This window comes from Paraperibacillus marinus, assembly GCF_046237605.1.
GTDB classification, from domain to species: domain Bacteria; phylum Bacillota; class Bacilli; order Bacillales; family DSM-1321; genus Paraperibacillus; species Paraperibacillus marinus.
The window spans coordinates 2,540,457-2,562,811 of the sequence record NZ_CP143542.1; the positions used below are offsets into that span (position 1 = coordinate 2,540,457).

Sequence of the window (22,355 nt, forward strand, 5' to 3'; positions counted from 1 at the left end):
TTCTGCTTTTAGAATAATTATATCTAGGGTGTTTTAATTATGTTTAATAGCTCGTATTAACGAAAGTGGAACTAGAATAAAAAAAACTATAAAGCAAAAAAAGCCGCACTCCCGGCCCTAAGACACAAGGAGTACAGCGCATTTTTTTATTTACGTGTAAAGCCCTCTTCTTCTAAATAAGAAGCAGCTGCACTGTAGGTAGTGAAGGTGCCGTCCAGGTTCATGCCAGCGTAGACATTCCACATGTCCTCTTCCTCACGGATCAGTGTCAGGCTCTGGTTTTCACCATTCACCCACTCTTCTTCCTCCGGATCGAGGACATTTCCCTCTGCAGACAACGAAAAGATGGATTGCTCAATGATCGTGCGAAGCTCTCCTTCTGAAAAATCGCGGATATTCACCATGCCCCGGTCATCGGTTGGATAGCCGTTCAGCTTAGCGCCATATACATATCCATTTCCGTTCGGATGCAGATGGTAGACCACATTCTTTTTCTCTTCAACACTCTCGTTATATTGGAAGTTAATCCGCCCGAGCGATACTTTTTTCTGCTCCAGCTCTGAAAACGATTCAATGATCGCCAATTTTTCTTCAAATGACAGCATGTTGCCTCCCTGATTGCAGTTAATATTTTCAGTCCATTATAGCACTGTGGAGGCGGTAAACCAAAATCTTTATAAATCCTGCCAGCGTGTCCGGCTTTCGCCGGTATGAACATGATAGACACTGTCTTCCCGATCCATGAAACCGTGGACGATGAATTCCCTCCGCAGTGTACAGAAATCCTCATGATACTGCTTTATGTACTCATTCAGCTCTTTTTCCGTATATTTCTTATGTGGATCCAGCCCCGCTGCCAGATGCTCAAGCACCACCAGTTTTTTCTTTTTCTGTCCGGGAATGCTTTTCAGCCGCTCCTCTGCATCAAAAAAATTCCTGAGGATGGACTGCTGATATTTCATTTGTGCTTCATCCATGTTGTTTCCTCCTTTTGTTCCTTGTAGTTGACCAGCTGTAAATCACCTCAGAATGTCAAACATCTTTTCATAGGCAAAGGGCAAAGCGGCAGCGGTCATGACCCCAATAAGGACTGATGCCGCCGTGTAAGCCCTGAACTTCCCCACCGAAATTTCTTTTCTCTTCAGTGCCTTGATGAAAGCCTTTATTATAAAAAACACAGTCATGAATATGATGAAGGCTGAACCAAAACTTGCTGTAAACACTTCCATACTCTATCAACTCCTTTACATAAACTTTAGCAGGAACGTGATACAAAGGCTTTGTGCAAAAGAAATCAGCAGGTCATTCTTCCAATAGGTTCTTCCAAAAGGACTGTATTTTCTTGCAAAAAAACTGAACAATCTCGCCACAGCAAAAATGCATATCCACAAACTGGAAAAACCTATTAAATCGAACATACAATTCCCCCTTTTATTCAAGAAACTTACGCCGGATTTCTATCACTACTTCCTCGGGCCGATCCCAGTGCAACATAGTTTGATATTTTGAGCAAAAGTAAATGGCTTCTTGTGAAGTCCTTTTAGTTATTCCTTACTAAACTAAAGCACCGTTGGTTGAACAATATAAAGGATATTTAGTCGTTACTATTATTTAAAATTTGGTTGGTAATATGATGTTCCATATGTTCAAGGTAGTCCTGTATAAGCCAATCCAGGGTATTTTGATGGTTATTTCCCATATCACAAAGATAAGATAATTTCTCGGCAGGAATATTGATAATTATATTTATGACTTGATTATTTAGTGTTTGAAAAAGAGTTAGTATTTCATCAAGTGATCTTTCTTGATAATTCTGAGCTACCACCCATTCTTCTTGATTATAAGTTGGGATAACATATGGTTGTTCTTCATATTGAATTTTTACGAACCTCTCAATATTATTTACCGCAGAGTCACAAAGATCTCCTAATATCTCTTTTTTAGACCATTTATTCAGTGATGGCCGAAAAGATATTTCTGTTTCTGACATTGCGTTGTATTCCTTTGGTAATGAGTGTATCCAGTGGTTTATTCTATTAATTACATTCTCCATACTCGTACCCTCCCTTCAATATATAGTTATAAATAGTATTCTTTTAAAAACCTTAATTCCCCTTCTTCCACTCCCTCAGTTTAATTCGATTATCTCCCGAATGCTCGCTTATTCGCAGGATTTCATCCGCCAAGGATAACATTCTTTGGCTGTAGGATGTGAATTGAGGACATTTAGGCTACGTGGAGGCATAGTAAATAAAGGAGTAAGTTCACTTCTCCATATTCTACCATATCATGTACATCTCCACGCCGCCCTGGAGGCTTTCCCTCCCATGTCTCAACGGGTCAATCGCCCTATCATTCCTTCGTCATGCCTGTCCAGGGGGTGGAGGCCAGTTTTGCTAACCTGATGGGTCAGTGCCCTTTTGTTGAAGAAATCTGGTACTCCGTACATATTTGAAATCCTGCGAATAAGCCAAAACTCAGTCTATAATAATTGTTTCATGATTCTCTTCGAAAATTAATTATGCTGCCTGCTCAGGCAAAGGTTGGACCTTATTTGAACAATAAGGCTCATTTTTACGTGCTAATCCAACAAAGATCCTGGCCAACTTGCCTACCAATTTCATGATGGACTTCATCTTTTTTATTTTCTTTATCTTAACATTGCTGGAGTGGATCTCCTTAAATTCCGGGTTATTCATCACCAGGCTCATTGTAGCTAAATAAAGAAAACGTCTTAGTCTTGATCTGCCACGCTTAGAAAGGACAATTTGGCCTTTCCACTTCCCGGAACTAGCTTCAGCCAGATGGAGACCGGCGTGACGGAGTAATGAATTGCCGTGGGAAAAACCGCTTAAATCTCCAGCCTCACCTAAAATTCCTGCCAGAGAGATTTCACTAATCCCTTTAATCATCAGTAATTTCTGTGCGTAAGGAATTTTAGCCAATTCCTCTTTGATGGTACATTCAACCCTTTCAAGTTGTTGGACCGCAAGGGCATACTCTTCGAGTAATTGTTCAAGGTGTAATTTGTAGGCATCTAATGCTTGTCCTGTACCGACCGACTTTCTGGCAACGTTGAGAAGTAAGTATGCTTTCTTCATTCCAGGCTGCCTTTTCATCAGTGACTTCCAGCCAGCGACTATTTGATCGGGTTTCATGGAACGCAGTTCCAGTGGGGTTGGAAAAAGCCTTAGCGTTGCGATTGCCCCTTTGGCAGTAATGTCTTTGAATACCTCCCTGAGTTCAGGAAAAACAATATCAACCCAGCGGTTTAATTGATTAACAGAGCTCACAAGCCTTTTTACAATAACATCTCGGTTAGACATTAGGACCCTAAGTCTTTCAAATGCTTCTGGGGTGTTCCTTACAAATGAGTAGTAACCGTTCTTTACCATATCAGCGATTACCAACGCGTCTTTCTTATCACTCTTTGATTGTGTGTTGTCGCGGTTTTCTTTATTTCGTTTTACCAAATGAGGATTTACTGTCACCACTTCAATCTCTTTTTTTATTAGCCACTTGGATAGATTGATCCAGTAATGTCCTGTCGGTTCCATCCCGATAATGGATTCATCAAGTTTATGGTCTTTTTTCAGCTTATTTATCCAGTTTAGTAGAGTCCCAAATCCTTCTTCATTATTTTGAAAAGTTATAGGATTTCCTACAACGATCCCGCGGAAATTGACTGCCCTGGCTACGTGGAATTGTTGGGCAATATCTACCCCAACGACAAGATGTTTGTCAGAAATTCTTTCGATTAGTTGATTTTGTTTGTCCTGCATTTTAAACTTCATAGTAAGGGTTCCTCCTAAGTTGAGTTAGAGTCGTGTCTTACTCATATCTTACTGAGGAGCCCTATTTTTATCAAAGCTCAAAAATAACGATCTACAGGAATGCTAACCTGTCTAGTTAATGAAACAAATAAAGGCTGGATATGCAGCATAACTAAACAGCTGCTTTATCCGCGCTGCTAATTACTCTTTATTGATATTGTAATATTAAGGCTTGCCTTTCCGAAAATACGAAAAAAACTCAGGTGCCAGAAACCGCTGTATTTAATAAACAAGCAAGGGAACCGATAATATTCTCGAAAGGATTTATCTTCTCTGACATAAGCGCTGCCAATCTATACTAGGTTTTCTTTCGGCAGGCACCAATTATTAGCCTCATTATTATTTTCCTGGTTGCAAAATAAAGGTTATATAGTAAAATAGTGTGATAAAATAATAGTTTTTCCAAAAGATCATATCTTCATTGGCCAGGTTATTAGGTCTTATGTAACAGACAAGGGTCACGGCCTTATTACGAAAAAAGAATAAGGCCGTGCTCCCTTATTTTCGAAGGGGTAATTCACTATTATGCTGAGAGACAGACTTTTCACTTTTGCATTATTTCTCACATCACTGGCTATTTCTATCCATACTCCCCACCTTTTTATTGAAATGAATGTGTATATCAAGGCCCTTGCCTTGTACTGGTTATTCTCTAATCTCTATTTTCATCTGCGGATTGTCAGTAAAAAGGGAAGCACTCCCATAGAATATGGGATTACGTACAGTCTATCGTTTGGCCTGTTTGCAGGTCCCTTTGGTTTATTCATTTTCGAGGTCCTTTACCGGTTCACTGTTTATTTTAATAAGAAACGCACAAAAACCGCTGATCCATCTGAATTTCTCGACACTGTATATAATATAGGATCCTTTACACTGAATCACTCGATTGCCTATTATTTATACCTCCAGTTATCCCCCGTCTTTCAAAACATTCCCTTTGGGTTCTGGATTATGATGATTCTGCTGGTAACAATCACTTCCCTGCTATCCGATCTCTATTTCATTATCAGCTTCTACTTCTTAGGGGAATTGAAGACACTGTCCGAAGCCATTGATTTTATTAAAACCAGAAGTATCCTGGACATAGGAAAGCTGTCATTCACCAATGGCCTGCTGCTGCTTTTCCTGCAAGAACAGAAGTGGGACATGCTGCTAAGCTTATTCATTCTCAATTATCTGGTCAGCCGGTCCTTTATCTCTAAGGCGCAAAGCATTCAGGATAAAAATGAACGGGATAAATTTGAACAGATGGCTTATACGGACTTCTTAACCGGAATATCCAATCGGGCATATATGGATAAGAAAATGAAGGAGCTGAACCAAATCGGAGAATGCATAGGAATCGTGGTTGCAGACATCGATCATTTCAAAAACATAAATGACCGGTTCAATCATGCAGTAGGCGACAAGGTAATTCAGCATTTCGCCTTATCCCTCAGCAATATTATAGGAACAGAAGACTATTTATTCAGGAGCGGCGGTGAAGAATTCACCCTCTTTCTCAGGGGTAAAGGCTTTGAAGATCATGTACAAGCATTGCATGAGTTATTAAGCACACTAGAAAAAAGCACAGTCGATGCAGAATTTAACAATGAGCAAATTCCCATTGCCTATACCGCCTCCTTCGGCCTTTATTATTTCAAGCTGGGAGGACAAATCTCTATGGAAAAGGGATATATATTCGCAGACCAGCTGCTCCTGCAGTCTAAAAAACTGGGACGTAATAGGGTATCCGTAAAAAATGGCTTAGAACTTTAAAGGTCATACAGCCATCTCCCAGGCGGGCGGCTGAAAGTATGCCGTGCCTTTATTAAAATTTCTTCGGCTGCAGAAGGAAAAGAAAGATATTATGCAGACTATTGCCATGGAGCTTCAAATGATGAATTTTTATTTTTTTGCCTGGGACCCCTGTATGACTCGGGTCCCAGGCTTTTCACAATCGCTTAATGTACGTCCAATTCAATGTGAAGATAATGAAACTTTATATTCTAAATTTTACATACTATGACTTTCAAAGATTATATTCCTTCATGCCGCTTCCAGGTGTCCTTCAATGAAACAGTTCGGATAAAAACCGGTTCTCCATCAGCGGAATTCTGTTTGTCCCGGCAGAAATATCCGTGTCTCATAAACTGCACTCTTCCCCCAAAAGCACCCCGTTCAATCTTACAGCCCTTAAGAACCATACGCGAATCAGGATTTATTTTGGCGGCCAGTGAGTCATTCCCACCCGGCACTTCCGCATTCTCTTTAAGCAGGCTGTCAAGCAAGTGTACCTCCACCCCGTCTGCATGGGCAGCTGAAACCCAGTGGATCGTTCCCTTTACCTTCCTTCCAGAGAAACCGCTGCCGCTCTTGGTCTCCGGATCATACGTACAAAGCAGTTCAATGATTTCACCTGTTTTTTCATCCTTCACGACCTCCTGGCATTTTATGAAATAAGCGCCCTTCAGCCTGACCTCTGCGCCCAGGTAAAGCCGCTTGAAGCCTTTTGCCGGGATTTCCATAAAGTCTTCCTTTTCGATGTAGATGACTCCTGAAAAAGGGATTTCCCTTCTGCCAAGACCGGGATTACTGGGATTATTGGCCAGTTCCAGCAGCTCTGTTTTCCCTTCTTCATAATTGGTGATGGTGACTTTAAGAGGATTGAGCACAGCCATGATGCTGCTTGTTGTGTGCTGCAAATCGGCCCGGACGAAATGCTCCAGCAGACTGAAGTCCACACTGGTCTGATGCTTCACAAGCCCCAGGCGGCGAATGAAATACCTGATGCTCTCAGGCGTGAAACCCCTTCTTCTCATCCCTTTCAGTGTGGGCAGCCTTGGGTCATCCCAGCCATCGACCAGACCTTCACTTACCAGTTCCCTCAAAAATCGCTTGCTTGTGACCACACCGGTCATATTGACTCTGCCGAATTCCCGCTGCTTTGGGGGTGCCTCTATCCCAAGCTCGTTCAGCACCCATTCATACAGCGGCCGGTGATCTTTAAATTCGATAGAGCACAGAGAGTGTGTTACACCCTCGATTGCGTCCTGCAGCGGGTGGGCAAAATCGTACATCGGGTATATGCACCACTCACGTCCCGTACGGTAATGGGAGGCATGAATAATTCGGTATAAAACAGGATCTCTCAGGTTCATATTTGAAGACTTCATATCAATCTTTGCCCTCAGTACACAGGAACCAGCAGGGTACCTTCCCTCTTTCATTTCCAGAAACCGCTTAAGGTTCTCCTCCACGCTCCTCTCGCGGAATGGGCTTTCTGTTCCAGACTCGGTGAGCGTGCCCCTGCCAGCCGTAATTTCCTCCGGATTCAGTTCGCATACATAGGCACTTCCTTTTTTAATCAGCGTGACTGCCGCCTCAAAAATTGTTTGGAAGTAATCAGAGCCATAGTAGATGCGGGATCCGGGAGAATAGCCCAGCCATTCCATATCCTCGATGATTCCATCTACAAAAGCCTGATCTTCCCGCAGTGGATTGGTATCATCAAAACGGAGATTAAAATGCCCCCCATACCTCTTTGCGGCCATATAATTCAAATGAATGGCATACGCACTGCCAATATGGAGGAACCCATTTGGTTCGGGGGGGAACCTGGTCGTGATGGTTCTTTCAAATGTCCTTTTTTTATAATCATTTTCTGTGATCCAATCTAAATACGCTTCCTCATTTCCCATATTTTCTTCAACTGCCATTTCCGTCTCCTCCAGTTCGTTAGTTGTAAATCAAAAAAAAATCCCGCCCCCAAGACTAAAAAGTCTTGGGGGCGAGATTTCGCGGTGCCACCCCAGTTCTCCGATTTGTCGCCAAATCAGACTTCTCGGGTACGGCACAAATATCCATGCTTATACCCCAGCTCTATAACAGGAGCTCCTGTGGCACCATCCCGGATATAAAATCCGTTCCGGTGCCCGGCTCAGAGGCTTGCTTCAATAATCGGTCCCTGCCCCTTCCCAGCCTTCGGGGCTCTCTGTGAAGAAACCAGATTATCTACTCTTCTCTTCATCGCCATTCGTTTGTAATTTTTATAATCATAACAAAACAGAATTATAATGTGAAGAACATTTTCCAGCATTTTTTTCTGCTCTTCAAGATAACAACCTTTTAGTAAGGATTTGTAAAACAATTTTGTTGATATTCGAAGTAAACGAGAAATAGGGTCCAATTATCGAATGTTCTTTGTATCAATGCGTAGAGGATTTCAAAACTTCTGCAAACGAAAAAGGGTAGGTTAGAACATTTTCCTTTCTCAGATTCAGAAATGATACTACAACAGCAGGCAAAATGAGTATCAATAGTTGCTTGTTATCCACCAATAAGATTTATAATAAATTACAATTAACAAAATTTAGCTGCTAAGTCTTTAATATCGGAGGATTTAACTATGATAAATGAAGATGTAACGAGTTTTCTTTCCTCAGCTAATCATTATTGCACTTTGATTGATTCATTAAATGGTCTTGATGAAAAAAGTTTGGAAGAACTCCTTGCTGCACTTTTAGATTTGTACCTAAAGGCACTAAAACTTCCTGAAGTCGAACCTGATCATGCAGAAGCACCACTATTTGAAATTTCTTTACCAAAGGTCGATTTCGATAAATATGAATATTACTGGCAAGTATTTGACCCCTATATATTAGCTGAGCCAGGGTGCGGAAGCCTATCAGACGATATTATAGACATTTATAAAGATCTTAAAGAAGGTATCCTACTATTTGAGCAAGATACCCCTAACGAAGCAATCTGGCATTGGAAGTTTCATTTTCAAGCCCACTGGGGTTCGCACGCAGTAAATGCTTTACATGCGCTGCATTCAGTAAAGAACGATTTGATTTAGTACAATAAGGACTTTGGATTCTATGTCCCTTTATCTTTACGAAAAAACAACACTATTAGTTTACAGAGCGTTTTGGAAAGAAAAACTTTACACTGTTAAATATAACCAAAAAGAACTTTCAAAAGTGGGGCTGTCCTTTATAACGAAATTCTTAATAAAAGCACACATTACTTAGTTAAATGCATTACTGCATACAATTTTAGTAATATATGACGTTCTAAATCTCCATGTTCTTTATTCTATGTGGATTATGAATCTGGAGCCACTTTCTGGCTTCACTAACCATCCATTTTCCCATTTCATTTAAGAAATCAATTATTTTCTGTGGGTTATCAATCGGGTTAATTGCATATGTAACTGCTTGTTTCATATCGGATTCTCTCTCTGGGAAATGTTCCGAAAATATCTTATAGGCCGGGTATAAGTCTCTCGTATATTTCTTTTCTTCCTCTATGAGAAGTGCTAGTCCCGCTCTTACTAATATTTTCATAATCCATCCGCAGCAATCGAGGATGTCTTCCTTATCCTCATTATGATCAAGGTCTTTTTTTGCCAGTTCAATTTGACTCTCGAGGTTTACAAGGTGTTCATTACCAAGCGTTTTATCTGCCTTATAACTTGGCAGCTGTATGCTTAGATCTTCTCCGTAAACACAAACACTGTGTGTCTTTATCATGAATGGGATCATAGAAAAATGGCTGAATTCCTTTATATCATCAATGGAATAGAAACTAAATTCTACTCCATTGACACAATTATACTTTTTGTTCAATTCCCTTTCAGCGTGACCTACCCAGTTTAAGTCTAACTTTTTCGTCTCTGTATGCGTTATGGCTATTGTATCTAGGTCTGACACACCATGAATCCCCAATCCCCGGGGAATTGAGCCTCTAACATAAATACTATGCAGGTCAGGACCTACGCGCCTTTTGTACGTGATAATTATTTCTTCTATCAATGGGTAATATTCAGATTGAATGTTCTTCGTATTTGAATCATTTATTATAAAGCCGCTCTGATCCGTAGAACAAAGACGTCCAATGTTTTTAATGTAAGTCAACGAATCTCCCTTTCTTTAAATCATTTATTCAAACTCTTTTCACAGAGGGTGGTATTATCTAAAGCCTACTAATATAGAAAAACTATGTACAATAAGTTTGTTTTGCACTCGGTTAAAGTTTAATGTTGATATTACTTATAAAAATGGAAGTTCCAACTTTAAAACTAGAGGTTAAGGAAACAGTGATACTCAATACTTCAAATGGGACACCACTTAAATCAATAACAGTTACATTTGAATGAGTACCATTATAACCTATAAAGTCTTTAATGGTATCTTTAAAACTAATTTCTTTTGCTGAGGAACCAAACAAAAATTCTAGTCTGTTATCAATAATTTTATTCTCAAAACGAGCTATAAATTTATCTAAAGAACCGTCTGCAAATTTCACTGCCTCAAATTCTCATTAACCTTAACATTCTTATTTGCAGCTGCTTCTATTCATGGTTGCCTAGTGGTCTCTCCCCTGAAAGAGAAAATCTAATTTTGGAATAATATGGACCCATCCTTGAGCCACTCTTTTTCAGGACCACACCTTTTGTAAGGAAATCCATATTAAAATGTGGAGAAATACAAAAGAAAAAACATCTATCTGCTAGACGAATAGATAGATGTTTTTGCCAGCAGAAATAACATGAAATAATAGATCATCCGCTCTATTACTTGGATTGATTGGCTAACAACAGAACAAACTTGTAAACAATAACCGTATCGTATTGATCCGAATAAGAATATGGCAAATAAACAAATAACATGGCTGTTTCAAGCTGGAATTGCATTAGCGGCGGAATGGATAATGTCAGTTTATTGACCGTTCCAATCTATCCGTCCCAAAATATGAATGGACCCTGCAACAACGTCAAAATTTAACAAGATTCACTGCTTTACATATTCTAATCTGATTAGTAAGTCTTCGCTTTTTCCAGGTGATAAGCAAATGTCCTTTAAAAAATATAAATTAATGACTTCTAAGGCTAATGGGATCCAATTCTCATCTAAGTGATGAATTATACTACCCAAATCAAATGGATGTTCTTCAGGGTCCTCAAAAAACATGGCAAGCTGTAGAAAAACAGCTTCAGTCTTACCTAGCCCTATAGCCCCGCTTTGGTTAAGATTTACACCGTGATTGGATAATACAGGGAAAGTTTCAATTACCTTTTCTGTAGCTTGCTTCACTACTATCTCCTCCTTGATCGTTAGACAACATACTTTATCTTCCGAAAGAAGTGACAACAACTAGTGGAGTTTCATAATGGCCATATATCTCATATTGAACCAGTTTTACATTGCCTTCCAGCGCTTATTAAGCTATCTTTACCCAGCGTCCTATATTTAAATCATTACTGTTGAATGGATCGGTTTAAAAAGTCCTCTCTATATTATCGCTCGCGCCGCTAATTTAAATAAAGCTAATCCTTAATCCTTCTACTTACTAATGCCGTCCACCAAAAAATCGCCTTATTACTAGGTTAATAAGGGCTTTATTTCAAGCTCTTTTAAAGCGGTACTCAAACTCTAATAATAGGATAATATCCATTCTTTCACGTATGAGGTTCACTAAAACAAAGCATTTCCGGGTCATTTTTTCATATTCTATAACGTATATTGATCCCCTTCCCTATATTCTTGTCGTTCCCCATTTCAAAGACTGGGGTATAGTATAATGGCTGACCATAAAAGCTTGATTAACATAAAAGTAATAAAACAGGAGTATAATAGTTGAAGGGTTGTGAAAAATAAATGATATATATATGGACTATCGAGGAGATTATTAGAAATACATTGCTTGAACACAATTTAGATGTTAATTATGAATTTAACAATAGCCTAACTTCCCCTATGAGTTATAACGTATCGACCAATACTATAAAATTTAATTATCTTGAGATAAACGGTTATAAAGGGAAAATTAGAATTAAAGATACAGAAGAAAACTTTGTTAAAATTATTCTCTATCATGAGCTAGGTTATTATTTATATTTTAAGAAAAACAAACCTGATTTAAGAATTTTAATGTAAGGAGGCGAAGAAGAAAAAGAAAATCTTCAAATAGAAATCGATACGAATGCCTGGGATTATGGAAGAACATTGGTTCCTGAAGAACTAGTAAAATCATATGATAAAGTACGTGAATTAGATAAATTGCTACTAAAAAGATTATAAAGAAAATATTTGCACTAAAACCAAGCGAATGAGTTTCTATATATTAGGTAATTCAAAACCGTTAAAATATTCCTATTAGTTTTCCTCTCAAAATAGATAAAATCAAAAAGTAATAAAACTATTAATGAAAACGTAACGTAAAAGTAAATCAAAATAATTAAACCAAAAAGACTTATTAAAATAATTATCCCCCCTCACTGAAATGGAACTTACCAAAGACTATTAATGAATGCCCATAAACAAGCGGATGAACTTATCAAGTTCATCCGCTTGTTTTATTTATTTCTTATCACGTTTTTCTAAAAAAATAACGATGTTATATAAAGCACGCTTTAAGTTTGCTTCTATCCTTACACCTTTAAGTTTGGTGCTTGCCTTAATGTTTGTTCAACATCAGGATTGACTCCTGTCAGAATTGTCTAGTAAAACTAATAAGGTTTACAATCTTTAGTAAAGAAGCGAAAACCAGATGGATTTACCTCTAGAAACAGATAAATCAAATACTAAAATACTCCAGTTACCTACCTAAATTTTTGTCGTCTCATCCATTGGGTTGCCACCCATTTTTCACCCTGTATAACGGGTGCTCCTCCATGGAGGGTCAGCTCGTTAAGGCTTTGATCTTGATAGAAATACTCGAAATAGACGGCCAGTCCCTTTTGAGGTGTTACAGAAAAGTTCAAATTAGGGAAAAATGTTTCCCCGCCTTCTTCCACGTCATTTAAGTAGATTACAAGTGTACTAATCCTGTTGTTTTGAGCGGCTTTGCTTGTGGAGGAAAAAAAATCGTAATGGGGTCTATATTCTTGTCCAGGCTTATAATTCAGAATTTGAATGCCGTCGCTATTTTCAATGGGGATACCCATGATGGACGATATTCTCTTTTCAATCTTATAAATGGTATCGTTTTCATTTTGTTCGAAGAACATACCGCTGCTTGTTCGTATTTCGTTTATGTTTCTATCAGCACCTATTTTTGAGCGCTGAATCCTGGCTATCGATAGCTGGATGAGTTCATCGCATTCTTCGTAACTCAGGACATTCCCCAATACGACAACCAATGGTTCTTCTATTCTGGTAAGGATGTGGATTTCTCTGTCTTCCGTTTGGATTCTGTTTCCCGTATGGCTAAAAATGGTCTGCTCTTTCGTGATAGTATCCGTTGTCATTTAAATCAGCTCCCAGCTTCGATAGTTTAATTATGGAAATTGCATCATAATATAAGAAAAAGACTTAGACAATTTTCAAATTCAACTTATTCCTAGATGTAGCCCATTCTCAGGAGCCCTATTCTTTAACTGAGCATGGCCTTTATATATCTAATTGGAATGTTGGTCAGAACCCGTTTCTGTAAATGTTGTACTGTTTTTGTCTGCTCTTCATTTTGTATGATTCTTTCTTCATAATCATCTGGATAATCAATTTTTTGGGGATGGTTTAAAAATGTTCGAATGACTTGAATTATGATGATCATAGTGATAATAAATACTATTAACCAAACCATGTTTACCACCTCCAAGGTATCTTTATCATACTATAAGTAATAATAAATTTACAAAATATTCTGTTTTTTGTTTTTCTAGCTCAAATTTCACCTAAATTAGGCTGACTCCTTGCATTGCTGATTTTTTTCCCAGGCAAGACAACAAATCATGCTTGCCCTAAGTTAAGATTCAGCTTCTAGTGACTTAACTATTTCTTGTAGTTACTGTATCATCACATCAAGTTTCGAGAGGGGTTCATCCTTCAAGAACACCTTCTGATTCCAAGGATTGCCCGACCAAGTGTTACACGCTGGCGAGTTTATATTTTTGATGAAATTATGCGTACTTTCACAAAGATTTCTAGGACAATCACCTAAAAATCCGTAAAGACCATTGGAAAGGAAAAGTCGAACTTGCCGCTCCCATTGCTTTAAAAAAGGAGTGGCGGTCTTACCTCTCATCGGAGATATTAATGAGAGCAGGGCAGCCTACATTACCGAGACTGTGATACCAAAGATATATACATTAACATGTTGAATATCAATGTTTCAGGAATACATGTATTTGATACCTTCGTTGCCCAGCACTTTTTTCAAATTAGGAGACGTGATAGATTAGGAGCTGTCTCATGGAAGCGATGGTATATAGTTTAAATATGAAAAAGCTGTAGCGGACGAGGATTCGGTTCAAACTTGTATAACCCGTCCTTGGTCCCGTTATGGTTGATTTCAGTGATCATTTCACAGCCTTCTTCCTCCCAAATTATTCTTGCACGCTCCAGTACAGCCATGTATCCTCCCCGCAATAAAAGCCCTCAAGACTGCATCTTTTAACTATTCTGGCCACTGTTTCTTTATCGGAACAAAGCAGGGAAAAATGGCTGTCCCAACCTGTGGTGATCAGCAGGCTTTGGTCATGGGTGAATAGATTGATGGGCGATACACCAAATGAGTCTGCCTTTTCGATTAAATCCTCAATATACTCCAATTCTCTCTTGGTACAGAATTCATCGCCATACCAAATCCAGTCATGGCCTTCCTCGATCACCGCCTGGAGCAGGTCGTTTATCAGGATTTCTGGAAGAGATCCTTCATAGGGAGGAATCATTCTTTCCCGCTCGCAGGTTTCCTGAATGATTTCCGCCGTTCTCTCGCAGGCTCTTTCCCTCCCGATGCCACCTATAGAAGTCCTGAGGCCGATATCAAGTCTGGCAGGAGATTCGATGCCGGACAGCCCGAGGAATTGTTCCCATGAAATCCGTTTGCAATCCCTCTGTATTTCATTTTTATCCGGATACTTATCTGGATTAAAAAGGTCATAAGAAAGGTTTTTCGGTTTGATGAATGGGTGGAAGAATATAAAAACTTCCTGGAACACGCCCTTATAAAATTTCTTTACCGGATATCGCCCTGGTGAACAGATGGCATATCGATGCGGTTCGGGCAGCAGACGTTCTTTTTCCATTAAAACCCCCCGTTTTCATCCAAATACTGTAAAATTATTATAGCAGGAAGAGGAAACTCTTTAAATAAGAATATTCAGAAAGAAGAGGATGAAATGAACGTAGAAATAGTCTGGAAACATGAAAAAAGATACGGAACCGAATACCTGCGGTTAACTGATTCGGAGGTCGGAATTTATATTAAAAGCACCGCGATCCTGGTTTAGGAGGATGTTCCAGAAGAGATACATTACCGGCTGCACCTTTCCCATGACTGGTATGTAAAGCAACTGGATATAGATACCCTGTCAGCTTCCCTGCATTTGTCTTCCGAAGGAAGCGGAAGCTGGTAAAACAAAAAAGGGAATCTGCTGCCGGAGCTGGACGGTGCGATAGACATTGATCTATCTTCCACTCCATTCACAAATTCCCTGCCGATCAACCGGACGGACTGGATTCCAAACGAACCGCACCATTTCCAGATGGTCTATATATCGGTACCCAATCTTCAGTACAAAAAAGTGGAGCAGCACAATATACATGGAAAGCGGCCGCTCAAGATTACAGGATCTTTACCTACAGGAGCAGCAGATTTGAAGCGGACATTAAAGTCGATCCCATGCGGCTGGTGCTGCATTATCCCGGGCTGTTCAGCCGGATTCTCTAGCGCTTTCAATCAAAGAATGAACGGCATCTTTTAAGGAAGAATACACTTCAAATTCCGAAATCCCGAGGCCTCTTTCGACGATTTCTTTTGAAATCCTTGGCTGGACTCCGGTGAGAATGGTCTTATATCCAAGCAGGCCAAGGATGGACTGCAGATCCATCAGATAGGAAATCGAATTGCTTTCAATGAGCGATAATCCGGAAATATCAAGAATTACATGCTGAAGTCTTGTTATCCCGTGGATGGACGGGATGGTATGGCGCTGGATGTGATCAATTTTCCGCATGGTCAACTCGCCAATAAGCGGGACCACCACCGCGTGCTCAAGGACCGGAATGAGCGGGATCGAAGCTTCCATGATTTCCTGGTCCTGGGCTTCAATTCTTTCCTCCAGTTCTACATGCCTGGAAATATCCGTGGCCACACCAATCACCACATTCTCTTCTTCCTGATGATTTAGTTTGCATTCATACAAACTGCCCGCGAAATCTACCCTGTAAGTCAGCTCTCCTTTAGAAAAGGCAAGCCTCTGATTCACCGTATTCATCCCATCGGGGCCTTCCTGATGAAATTCTGTGACCGTTTTACCGATCACTTCCCCGGGATCGATGCCCCACTCTTTCAACTTTTCTCCCTTAATATCCAGGTATTCAAGATCACTATTGACGACCCATATGATTCCCGGTACATATTCTATAAAATCTTCTACCCTGCGTTTCAACTCAAAGCCCTCCATAATTGTCTCCGGCTTATTGTATAGCTTGTGTGTGCTTTTTATCCTTAAATGACTATTACGCTGCCTACTGTCCGATGCTTTAACCTCATTATAATAAAACGCATTGCGGTAACAAAGCGGTACATCTTGCAGACTTTGAAAATGAAGCTTTTCAACTATGGTGATTGCCCTTTCAATTTTACATGAATTTCCCAATCAGCTTCCACTCGTGCTAAAAACCCTACGAAATAGTTCTTTTTTCCTACTGCAAAATAATTATATAGTCTCCACAAACTGGTTCATTTCTTATATAATTCCAATATATACTCCTAGGATTATATAACTATACTTGAAATGAGGTTTACTTAATGTATTGTTCAACATGTAAAACCAGCAGCGGTGAAGGGGGAAACTTCTGTGAGTCCTGCGGAACGAAATTAGTTTCACTCGCAGAAGCTGAATCAGCAGCTTCCTACGAGCCTTCGGCAGCAGGAGGTATTCCAGTTAATACAAACAGCACAACTCAGCAGGCGCAGCCGAATCAATACCTTGAAACGACCAAGAAGATTTCTAAAATGTATTTTTCTTATTTTGTGCAGGTTTTAAAGCGCCCATTTGCCAGCTCACAGGCAGTAGGGGCAGAACATTTATTAAACGGAATTATAACCATTGCTATTTATTCATTGATTATCCCGTTAATTATGTATTTCGCTTTCAGGGGCATCCTGAATACGGTAAGCGACTTTGGCGCAGACTTCTATGACGGCCCATCCCTTGCCGATCAAGTGCCATTTACCGGGGTTGTGATCAAACCGGCTTTTGCTTATGCCGTTTTCATTTTTTTAGTAGCTGCCTCATGCTTCATGGCCGTGCGCCTTGGCAGAGTGAATGCATCCTTCAGCGAGGTTATCGCCCGTTTTGGTTCATTCCTCATTCCTTTTGTGGCCATATTGGCTGTTGCTCTAGTGATGACCATCCTGAAGGTTAAAATCTTTTTCATTGTCCTGTTCATCGGGTTTATAGGCTCGGTTTTCATTGTGCCCCCTCTTGTTATTGCAAGCTTTAAGAGAGATGTCCAGGAAGGCGTGGATGCTATCTATGGAACTCTTTTAACCTATATACTGACTTTCATTGCCATGGGGATCATGGGTGATATGCTGTTCGAATCATTAAGATCTGCTTTTGGAGATTTTACAAATAGCTTTTTCTAAAAATGGGCCCGGGAATAGTTCCCCGGGCTTGACTGTGCCGCCTGTTTTGAGGGCATCCTTCGCTTCATTTCAGAATCGAACATCAGGTTAAAGAATTCAAAAAGAGGATGTCCCAAGTTTTGTACTGCACCCCAAAAGTTAGAGTGAAATCTAACTTTTGGGGTGTTTATTTATGTCTAAATATAGTGAAGAATTCAAACTAATGGTTGTAAGGGAATATAGGGAAGGAAAATTAGGGGCCAAGTCTTTAGCGAAGAAACATGGTATTAAATCATATGGCCAGCTAGAACGCTGGATAAAAACTTATAAGAAATTTGGAGAAAAAGGCCTTAGAGAGAAAAAGAATAAGGAGACTTATCCTGTTCAATTTAAGCTGGATGTATTAAGCTTTATGAAAAACACAGGTTCTTCAGAAACGGAAACAGCCCTTCATTTTGGGCTAACAAACCCTCCTATGATAGGCAGATGGAAAAAAACATGGTTGAAGGAGGGGATAGAAGGCCTGGAAAGAGTGAAAGGAAGGCCTTCTATGTCTGATAAATCAAAGAATAAAAAGAACAAACCCAACGATGAAAAAGAGATGACCTATGAACAAAAGTTAGAGAGAGAAAACGAGCTGCTTCGTCTAGAGGTAGAATACTTAAAAAAGTTGCGAGCTTTTCAGATGGATCCAGAAGCCTATCTCGAAAAGCACAAGCAGCGTTATCACTCGAACTCAAAAAAACCTTCCAATTAAAAGACGTTTTAGATAGAGTCTGCATCCCAGAGTCTTCTTACTATTACCATATAAAAGCGATGAAACAGGAAAACCCAGACCAAGAGCTTGAGGAATGTATTCAATTGATTTTTAGTGAGCATGATGGCAATTACGGTTATCGTCGAATACACTTGGAGCTAAAAAGACGTGGTTTTCAAGTGAACCATAAGAGAGTACAGCGTATCATGAAGAAAATTGGACTTAAAGCAACAAAGTTTACAAGAAAATCACGTAAGTACAGTTCTTACAAAGGCAAGGTTGGAAATATCGCTAAAAACCGTATTAAACGTCGTTTTCACACAAAGGTCTGCCATCAAAAATTAACAACGGATATAACTGAATTCAAATGTTCAGACGGTTTAAAACTTTATCTAAATCCTATTATGGATATGTGCAATGGTGAAATTCTATCTTACGGGATAAGTATGCGACCAACCTTAGAGTTAGCCCTTAAACCCCTGGTAGAAGCTTTAGATATAGTAAAAGACTCAAAGTTCAGAACCACCATCCATTCTGATCAGGGTTGGCATTACCAGCATAATATGTGGGTAAAAACACTCAAAGAAAACAAGGTTTTCCAAAGTATGTCCCGAAAGGGAAACTGTTTAGATAATTCACCTATGGAAAACTTTTTTGGATTAATGAAGCAAGAAATGTATTACGGGGAAGATTTGCGATCATACGAGGAATTGAAAACGAGAATTGAAAAATATATATATTATTATAACTATAAGCGTATAAAGAAAAAACTGGCTGGCATGAGCCCGGTAGAATACCGGATTCACACCCGCCAATTAGCAGCTTAATTTAATTCTCTAACTTATGGGGGTCACCACATTTTCAGGGACATCCTCTTTTTATTTGATATGCATAAGTTGAGGGTTTTTCAATTTGAACCGGAGAATCCTCGCCACAGCTTCATCTATTCTTTCTTCGGGTATCTGTCCGGCTTTCACGGCATTCATAATGCCATGAAAGACTTCCTCCTGATACTGCAGGGTATGGCAGACGAGCAGAAGGTCAGCTCCCGCCTGTATGGCTTTCACACCCAAATCTTTATAATCAATGTATTTACTGACCGCACCCATTTCCAGGTCGTCGGTCACAACGATCCCTTTATAGCCAAGCTGCCTGCGCAGCAGACCGTCGATAATGACTGGAGAGGTGCTGGCAGGGTTAACTTTGTCATATGCAGGATATTTAATATGTGTTACCATTACAAAAAATTTATCATTATCCATCTCTTTTATGATTTTGGTAAAGGGATAGATATCCTTGCTTTCCAAGTCCACTTTATCTGCATGAACGGAGGATGTTTCGACGTGCGGATCGATATTGCTTCTTCCATTGCCGGGAAAATGCTTAAGTGTTGCCGCCATTCCTGAAGAGATCAATCCTTTTACTACCTCACCGCCGAATTCACCGGCCTTCGCCGGATTGCTGCCAAATGAGCGTGTATCGGTATCAGACAGATCGAGAACCGGGGCAAAATTCACGTTTATTCCCATCCCCATAAGCTCTTTGCCTGTTCTCGCTGCAATGCTGTGAACTTTTTCAGCATTATTCTCATTGCCGAGTGCCTGCTGGGAAGGTATAGGGGATACTTGATTTTTCATCCGGACAATACTGCCGCCTTCCTGGTCAACAGAAACCATCACCGGAATCTGGAGGCGGTTACGGACAGCCATGGCCTGCAGGTCTTGGGTCAGTTTACTTACCTGTGCCCGGGTTTCCATGTTACGGTCATAATAGATGACCCCGCCTGCTTTATATTCCTCGACCATCTTCTTGATGTGCGCATCTGGAGCCTTTGTCCCAAAGCCGACTACCATCATCTGGCCCACTTTTTCCTGCAGTGTCATCCTTTTGACCAAGGCATCTACTTTTTCTTCGGTTCCCATATCCTTTTGTGTAAAAGTGGTTTCTACGGGCGTCTTTGCTTCTTCCTGTTTTTTGCCCCCTTGACCTCCCGGCTTTTCGGAAACAGTTTTCTCACCTTTTTCAGCCGTTTGATCTGTCCTCGCCAGTTTTCCGGCTCCTGGCTCTTTTTCCGTATTTCCGGACGTCAGGGCCCAGGCTGAAATCGCAGCACCGAGCAAAACACCGAATACCAGGGCCATCATAAATGTCTTGCCATTTTTTTTCGACTTACGTCTTCTATTCATTATTCCACTCTGGAATCCAGCTTTTTAAGGCTTGCTTTATTTAATGTCCATCCACCGTTTTCCTTAACCAGAGACCAGTTACCCTCCCATTCCTGGACTAATGTGGATCCATCATCTTTCCCGTCGTAGGAAGTCATTTCAACATAGGCGCTCGCTGTATCTCCATCGATACTCTCTACCCTCAGGGTAGTCACTTCATCACGAAGGTTGTCAGCAAACCCTTTTTCCCAGCCGGACTGAGTAATCTTGCTTTTCCGTGAGGATGAGAATAAGTCATAAGCTGATTCAAAGTCATCATACGTAATATAATCATAATGTTCCCTGATTAAGTCCTTGATCTCACTTGCTTCCTCTTCAAAAGTGGCTGCATAATCTGCCGCAGTATCTTCATCAGACTCCGAATAATAGTCTGTATCATACAGATTTTCATAATAATCGATAGTTAAGCTGAGTGAATCAGTATCCTTTGTAATGGCTGCCTCGTTACTCTTCTTCTCGCCGGCCTTGAATTTCTTTTTCACCATTACCTTGACCGTGCCATTTCGTTCTACAGGGCCAATCCCCTCTAGGTCGCTCACTTTTTTCCCAATGCTTTTTCCATTTACATATACATCTGCATCTGCATAGTTAGAGTCGAGGTCAATATAGTTTTCTGAAAGGTCAAATTCTACAGGAAGGTTCTGGTCCTCGGCATCTGAACTTGCCGCTTCCGCTTCCTTTACTACCTTGCCGAAAACCCCATTGATTTCAGCCTTGATTTTATATTCACCGGGCAAATATGGCCCGAATGTTTCTTCCTTCTTATCCACCCTGCCTGCCTTTTTCCCATTTATCGTAATATCAGCAGCTTCCCCCAGTGCTGGTACAGATATATATACAGGCTGTACTTCAATCGCGTAATCATTGAAAAGGAGCCACTTTTTTCCAGTGTACTTGATATCTATCAATCTATCGCTTCCACTGCTCGCGGAAACGGTCAGGTCCTTTTGTCTATCAAGCTTGGCAATCGTTGTCTTGAACTGGTCATCTGCTTCCCTTAGAATACGGGGCTGGGATTTTAAATATTTTATAAATGCTTTTGCCTGCGCATCGTCTGCTTTGATCTCAATCTGCCCGCTGTTAATATATTTTTTTACCTTTGCTGCATCGTCTTCCTGTACCGCCTTGATGAAACCATCTGCTACCTTTTCTGGTGCAAGAAAGTGATTCGTTACATAAAAAGCGGTCAGCAGGATAGCTGCTGCCAGTATCAGTGAACCAAAGATGATCTTCGACTTCCTGGTGCCAAGCAATCCTTTTGTCACGCTCGCCTGTGTACGGGAGGACTGGGCTGAGATTGGAGCACCCTGAGCACCCGGTATTGCCTGGCCTGCAGTTCCCTCTTCTCCTGTTCCGGCTTTTGCACCGCAATTTGTACAAAATTGTTTCCCTTCATTGATCTGGCTTCCACATTGCTTACAGTATTTCACGTTGTCCCCTCTTCTTTCTGCTCATAAATTATGTAAATAGAACTAAAAAACACCATCCAATTGTATAAGAAAATAGACTTATAGTAAATATCAGGAACTGGTTCTTTTTATCTATCTTTTCAGGATTATCATTTAAAAGGATTAAAAAGGCAAAAATGAGTGAGGAAACTTCGACAGCGCTTCCTTTTTCTGCCATACGATTCCCATAAATAAAAGGCCGGATCATAGTGATCCGGCCTTCCAGTTACAGGTATCACTGGAATCTACGTGAGCTCGCATTATTATATGCATCCTGTGTTTCTTCGAGTGCGTGCTGCACCTTCATGGCGGCTTCCGTCAGCTTTTCTGTCATCTGGTCTTTTACTTCCACAGGATTTTCCTTCACCTGGGCCAGCATATCCACCGTCTGCTTACGGGTTCTTGAATCAAACAGAGTCAATAGAGTACCGGCAATCCCGCCTAACAAGATTCCTCTTAAAAATAGACTCCTATTATTGACGTTTTTTACTTTTCCTACTCTTCTTGCCATTTTCATCACCTCTTAATC

22 protein-coding genes and 1 other annotated feature are annotated in these 22,355 nt (G+C 40.3%); of the genes, 6 read left to right on the top strand and 16 right to left on the bottom strand.

Features of this window, described 5'->3' with window-relative positions:
- Positions 1-146 precede the first annotated feature (146 nt).
- The 5 genes from V1498_RS12865 to V1498_RS12885 form a co-directional block, all read right to left on the bottom strand.
- Positions 147-605, bottom strand: coding sequence for a hypothetical protein (locus V1498_RS12865; protein WP_409294123.1), 459 nt, complete (start codon positions 603-605; stop codon positions 147-149).
- A 69-nt stretch (positions 606-674) separates the two neighbouring features.
- Positions 675-977, bottom strand: coding sequence for a DUF2087 domain-containing protein (locus tag V1498_RS12870; RefSeq protein ID WP_409294124.1), 303 nt, complete (start codon positions 975-977; stop codon positions 675-677).
- A 42-nt stretch (positions 978-1,019) separates the two neighbouring features.
- A complete protein-coding gene (locus V1498_RS12875; protein WP_409294125.1) occupies positions 1,020-1,229 on the bottom strand; it encodes a hypothetical protein in 210 nt (69 codons plus the stop codon).
- A gap of 365 nt (positions 1,230-1,594) precedes the next feature.
- Positions 1,595-2,053 (bottom strand): DinB family protein, encoded by a 459-nt coding sequence (locus V1498_RS12880; RefSeq protein WP_409294126.1) that lies wholly within the window; start codon positions 2,051-2,053, stop codon positions 1,595-1,597.
- 466 nt (positions 2,054-2,519) lie between these two features.
- The gene (locus V1498_RS12885) at positions 2,520-3,794 is read right to left on the bottom strand and encodes an IS110 family transposase (protein WP_409294127.1); all 1,275 of its coding nucleotides are present in this window, start codon (positions 3,792-3,794) and stop codon (positions 2,520-2,522) included.
- Positions 3,795-4,358: 564 nt separating this feature from the next.
- Here V1498_RS12885 and V1498_RS12890 point away from each other — a divergent pair.
- Positions 4,359-5,591: a GGDEF domain-containing protein gene (locus V1498_RS12890; RefSeq protein ID WP_409294128.1), complete on the top strand. Its 1,233-nt coding sequence runs from the start codon at positions 4,359-4,361 to the stop codon at positions 5,589-5,591.
- A gap of 260 nt (positions 5,592-5,851) precedes the next feature.
- On the opposite strand, the gene V1498_RS12895 is transcribed toward V1498_RS12890, so the two are convergent.
- Positions 5,852-7,531: a glutamine--tRNA ligase/YqeY domain fusion protein gene (locus tag V1498_RS12895; RefSeq protein WP_409294129.1), complete on the bottom strand. Its 1,680-nt coding sequence runs from the start codon at positions 7,529-7,531 to the stop codon at positions 5,852-5,854.
- A 64-nt stretch (positions 7,532-7,595) separates the two neighbouring features.
- Positions 7,596-7,851: a binding site (T-box leader), on the bottom strand.
- 369 nt (positions 7,852-8,220) lie between these two features.
- Here V1498_RS12895 and V1498_RS12900 point away from each other — a divergent pair.
- Positions 8,221-8,673, top strand: a complete 453-nt coding sequence (locus V1498_RS12900) for a DUF5063 domain-containing protein (RefSeq protein ID WP_409294130.1) — start codon at positions 8,221-8,223, stop codon at positions 8,671-8,673.
- 217 nt (positions 8,674-8,890) lie between these two features.
- Here the strand turns inward: V1498_RS12900 and V1498_RS12905 are convergent, their stop codons facing one another.
- The 6 genes from V1498_RS12905 to V1498_RS12930 form a co-directional block, all read right to left on the bottom strand.
- Positions 8,891-9,733 (bottom strand): nucleotidyltransferase, encoded by an 843-nt coding sequence (locus tag V1498_RS12905; RefSeq protein WP_409294131.1) that lies wholly within the window; start codon positions 9,731-9,733, stop codon positions 8,891-8,893.
- 112 nt (positions 9,734-9,845) lie between these two features.
- Positions 9,846-10,124, bottom strand: a complete 279-nt coding sequence (locus V1498_RS12910) for a hypothetical protein (protein WP_409294132.1) — start codon at positions 10,122-10,124, stop codon at positions 9,846-9,848.
- Between the two features lie 485 nt (positions 10,125-10,609).
- Positions 10,610-10,912 carry a hypothetical protein gene (locus V1498_RS12915; RefSeq protein ID WP_409294133.1) on the bottom strand — a complete coding sequence of 101 codons (303 nt, stop codon included), beginning with the start codon at positions 10,910-10,912 and terminating at the stop codon, positions 10,610-10,612.
- Between the two features lie 1,508 nt (positions 10,913-12,420).
- Positions 12,421-13,068, bottom strand: coding sequence for a 2OG-Fe(II) oxygenase (locus V1498_RS12920; RefSeq protein WP_409294134.1), 648 nt, complete (start codon positions 13,066-13,068; stop codon positions 12,421-12,423).
- Positions 13,069-13,193: 125 nt separating this feature from the next.
- Entirely contained in the window at positions 13,194-13,403 is a 210-nt protein-coding gene (locus tag V1498_RS12925; RefSeq protein ID WP_409294135.1) for a hypothetical protein, read from the bottom strand.
- A 742-nt stretch (positions 13,404-14,145) separates the two neighbouring features.
- Positions 14,146-14,847 (bottom strand): DUF2711 family protein, encoded by a 702-nt coding sequence (locus V1498_RS12930; RefSeq protein WP_409294136.1) that lies wholly within the window; start codon positions 14,845-14,847, stop codon positions 14,146-14,148.
- 470 nt (positions 14,848-15,317) lie between these two features.
- On the opposite strand from V1498_RS12930, the gene V1498_RS12935 reads away from it, so the two are divergent.
- Positions 15,318-15,491: a putative glycolipid-binding domain-containing protein gene (locus V1498_RS12935; protein ID WP_409299272.1), complete on the top strand. Its 174-nt coding sequence runs from the start codon at positions 15,318-15,320 to the stop codon at positions 15,489-15,491.
- Here the strand turns inward: V1498_RS12935 and V1498_RS12940 are convergent.
- A complete protein-coding gene (locus V1498_RS12940; protein ID WP_409294137.1) occupies positions 15,475-16,212 on the bottom strand; it encodes an STAS domain-containing protein in 738 nt (245 codons plus the stop codon). The genes V1498_RS12935 and V1498_RS12940 overlap by 17 nt on opposite strands.
- A gap of 362 nt (positions 16,213-16,574) precedes the next feature.
- Here V1498_RS12940 and V1498_RS12945 point away from each other — a divergent pair, with 362 nt between their 5' ends.
- The 3 genes from V1498_RS12945 (at position 16,575) to V1498_RS12955 (ending at position 18,980) form a co-directional block, all read left to right on the top strand.
- Positions 16,575-17,417, top strand: coding sequence for a hypothetical protein (locus V1498_RS12945; RefSeq protein ID WP_409294138.1), 843 nt, complete (start codon positions 16,575-16,577; stop codon positions 17,415-17,417).
- 172 nt (positions 17,418-17,589) lie between these two features.
- Positions 17,590-18,153, top strand: a complete 564-nt coding sequence (locus V1498_RS12950; RefSeq protein ID WP_409294139.1) for a helix-turn-helix domain-containing protein — start codon at positions 17,590-17,592, stop codon at positions 18,151-18,153.
- Positions 18,054-18,980 (top strand): IS3 family transposase, encoded by a 927-nt coding sequence (locus tag V1498_RS12955; protein ID WP_409299274.1) that lies wholly within the window; start codon positions 18,054-18,056, stop codon positions 18,978-18,980. The genes V1498_RS12950 and V1498_RS12955 overlap by 100 nt, the downstream gene beginning before the upstream one ends.
- 51 nt (positions 18,981-19,031) lie before the next feature.
- Here the strand turns inward: V1498_RS12955 and V1498_RS12960 are convergent, their stop codons facing one another.
- The 3 genes from V1498_RS12960 to V1498_RS12970 form a co-directional block, all read right to left on the bottom strand.
- A complete protein-coding gene (locus V1498_RS12960) occupies positions 19,032-20,339 on the bottom strand; it encodes a glycoside hydrolase family 3 protein (protein ID WP_409294140.1) in 1,308 nt (435 codons plus the stop codon).
- The gene (locus V1498_RS12965) at positions 20,339-21,808 is read right to left on the bottom strand and encodes a zinc ribbon domain-containing protein (RefSeq protein ID WP_409294141.1); all 1,470 of its coding nucleotides are present in this window, start codon (positions 21,806-21,808) and stop codon (positions 20,339-20,341) included. Before V1498_RS12965 ends, V1498_RS12960 begins: the two co-directional genes overlap by 1 nt.
- 253 nt (positions 21,809-22,061) lie before the next feature.
- Positions 22,062-22,337, bottom strand: a complete 276-nt coding sequence (locus V1498_RS12970; RefSeq protein WP_409294142.1) for a hypothetical protein — start codon at positions 22,335-22,337, stop codon at positions 22,062-22,064.
- Positions 22,338-22,355 lie beyond the last annotated feature (18 nt).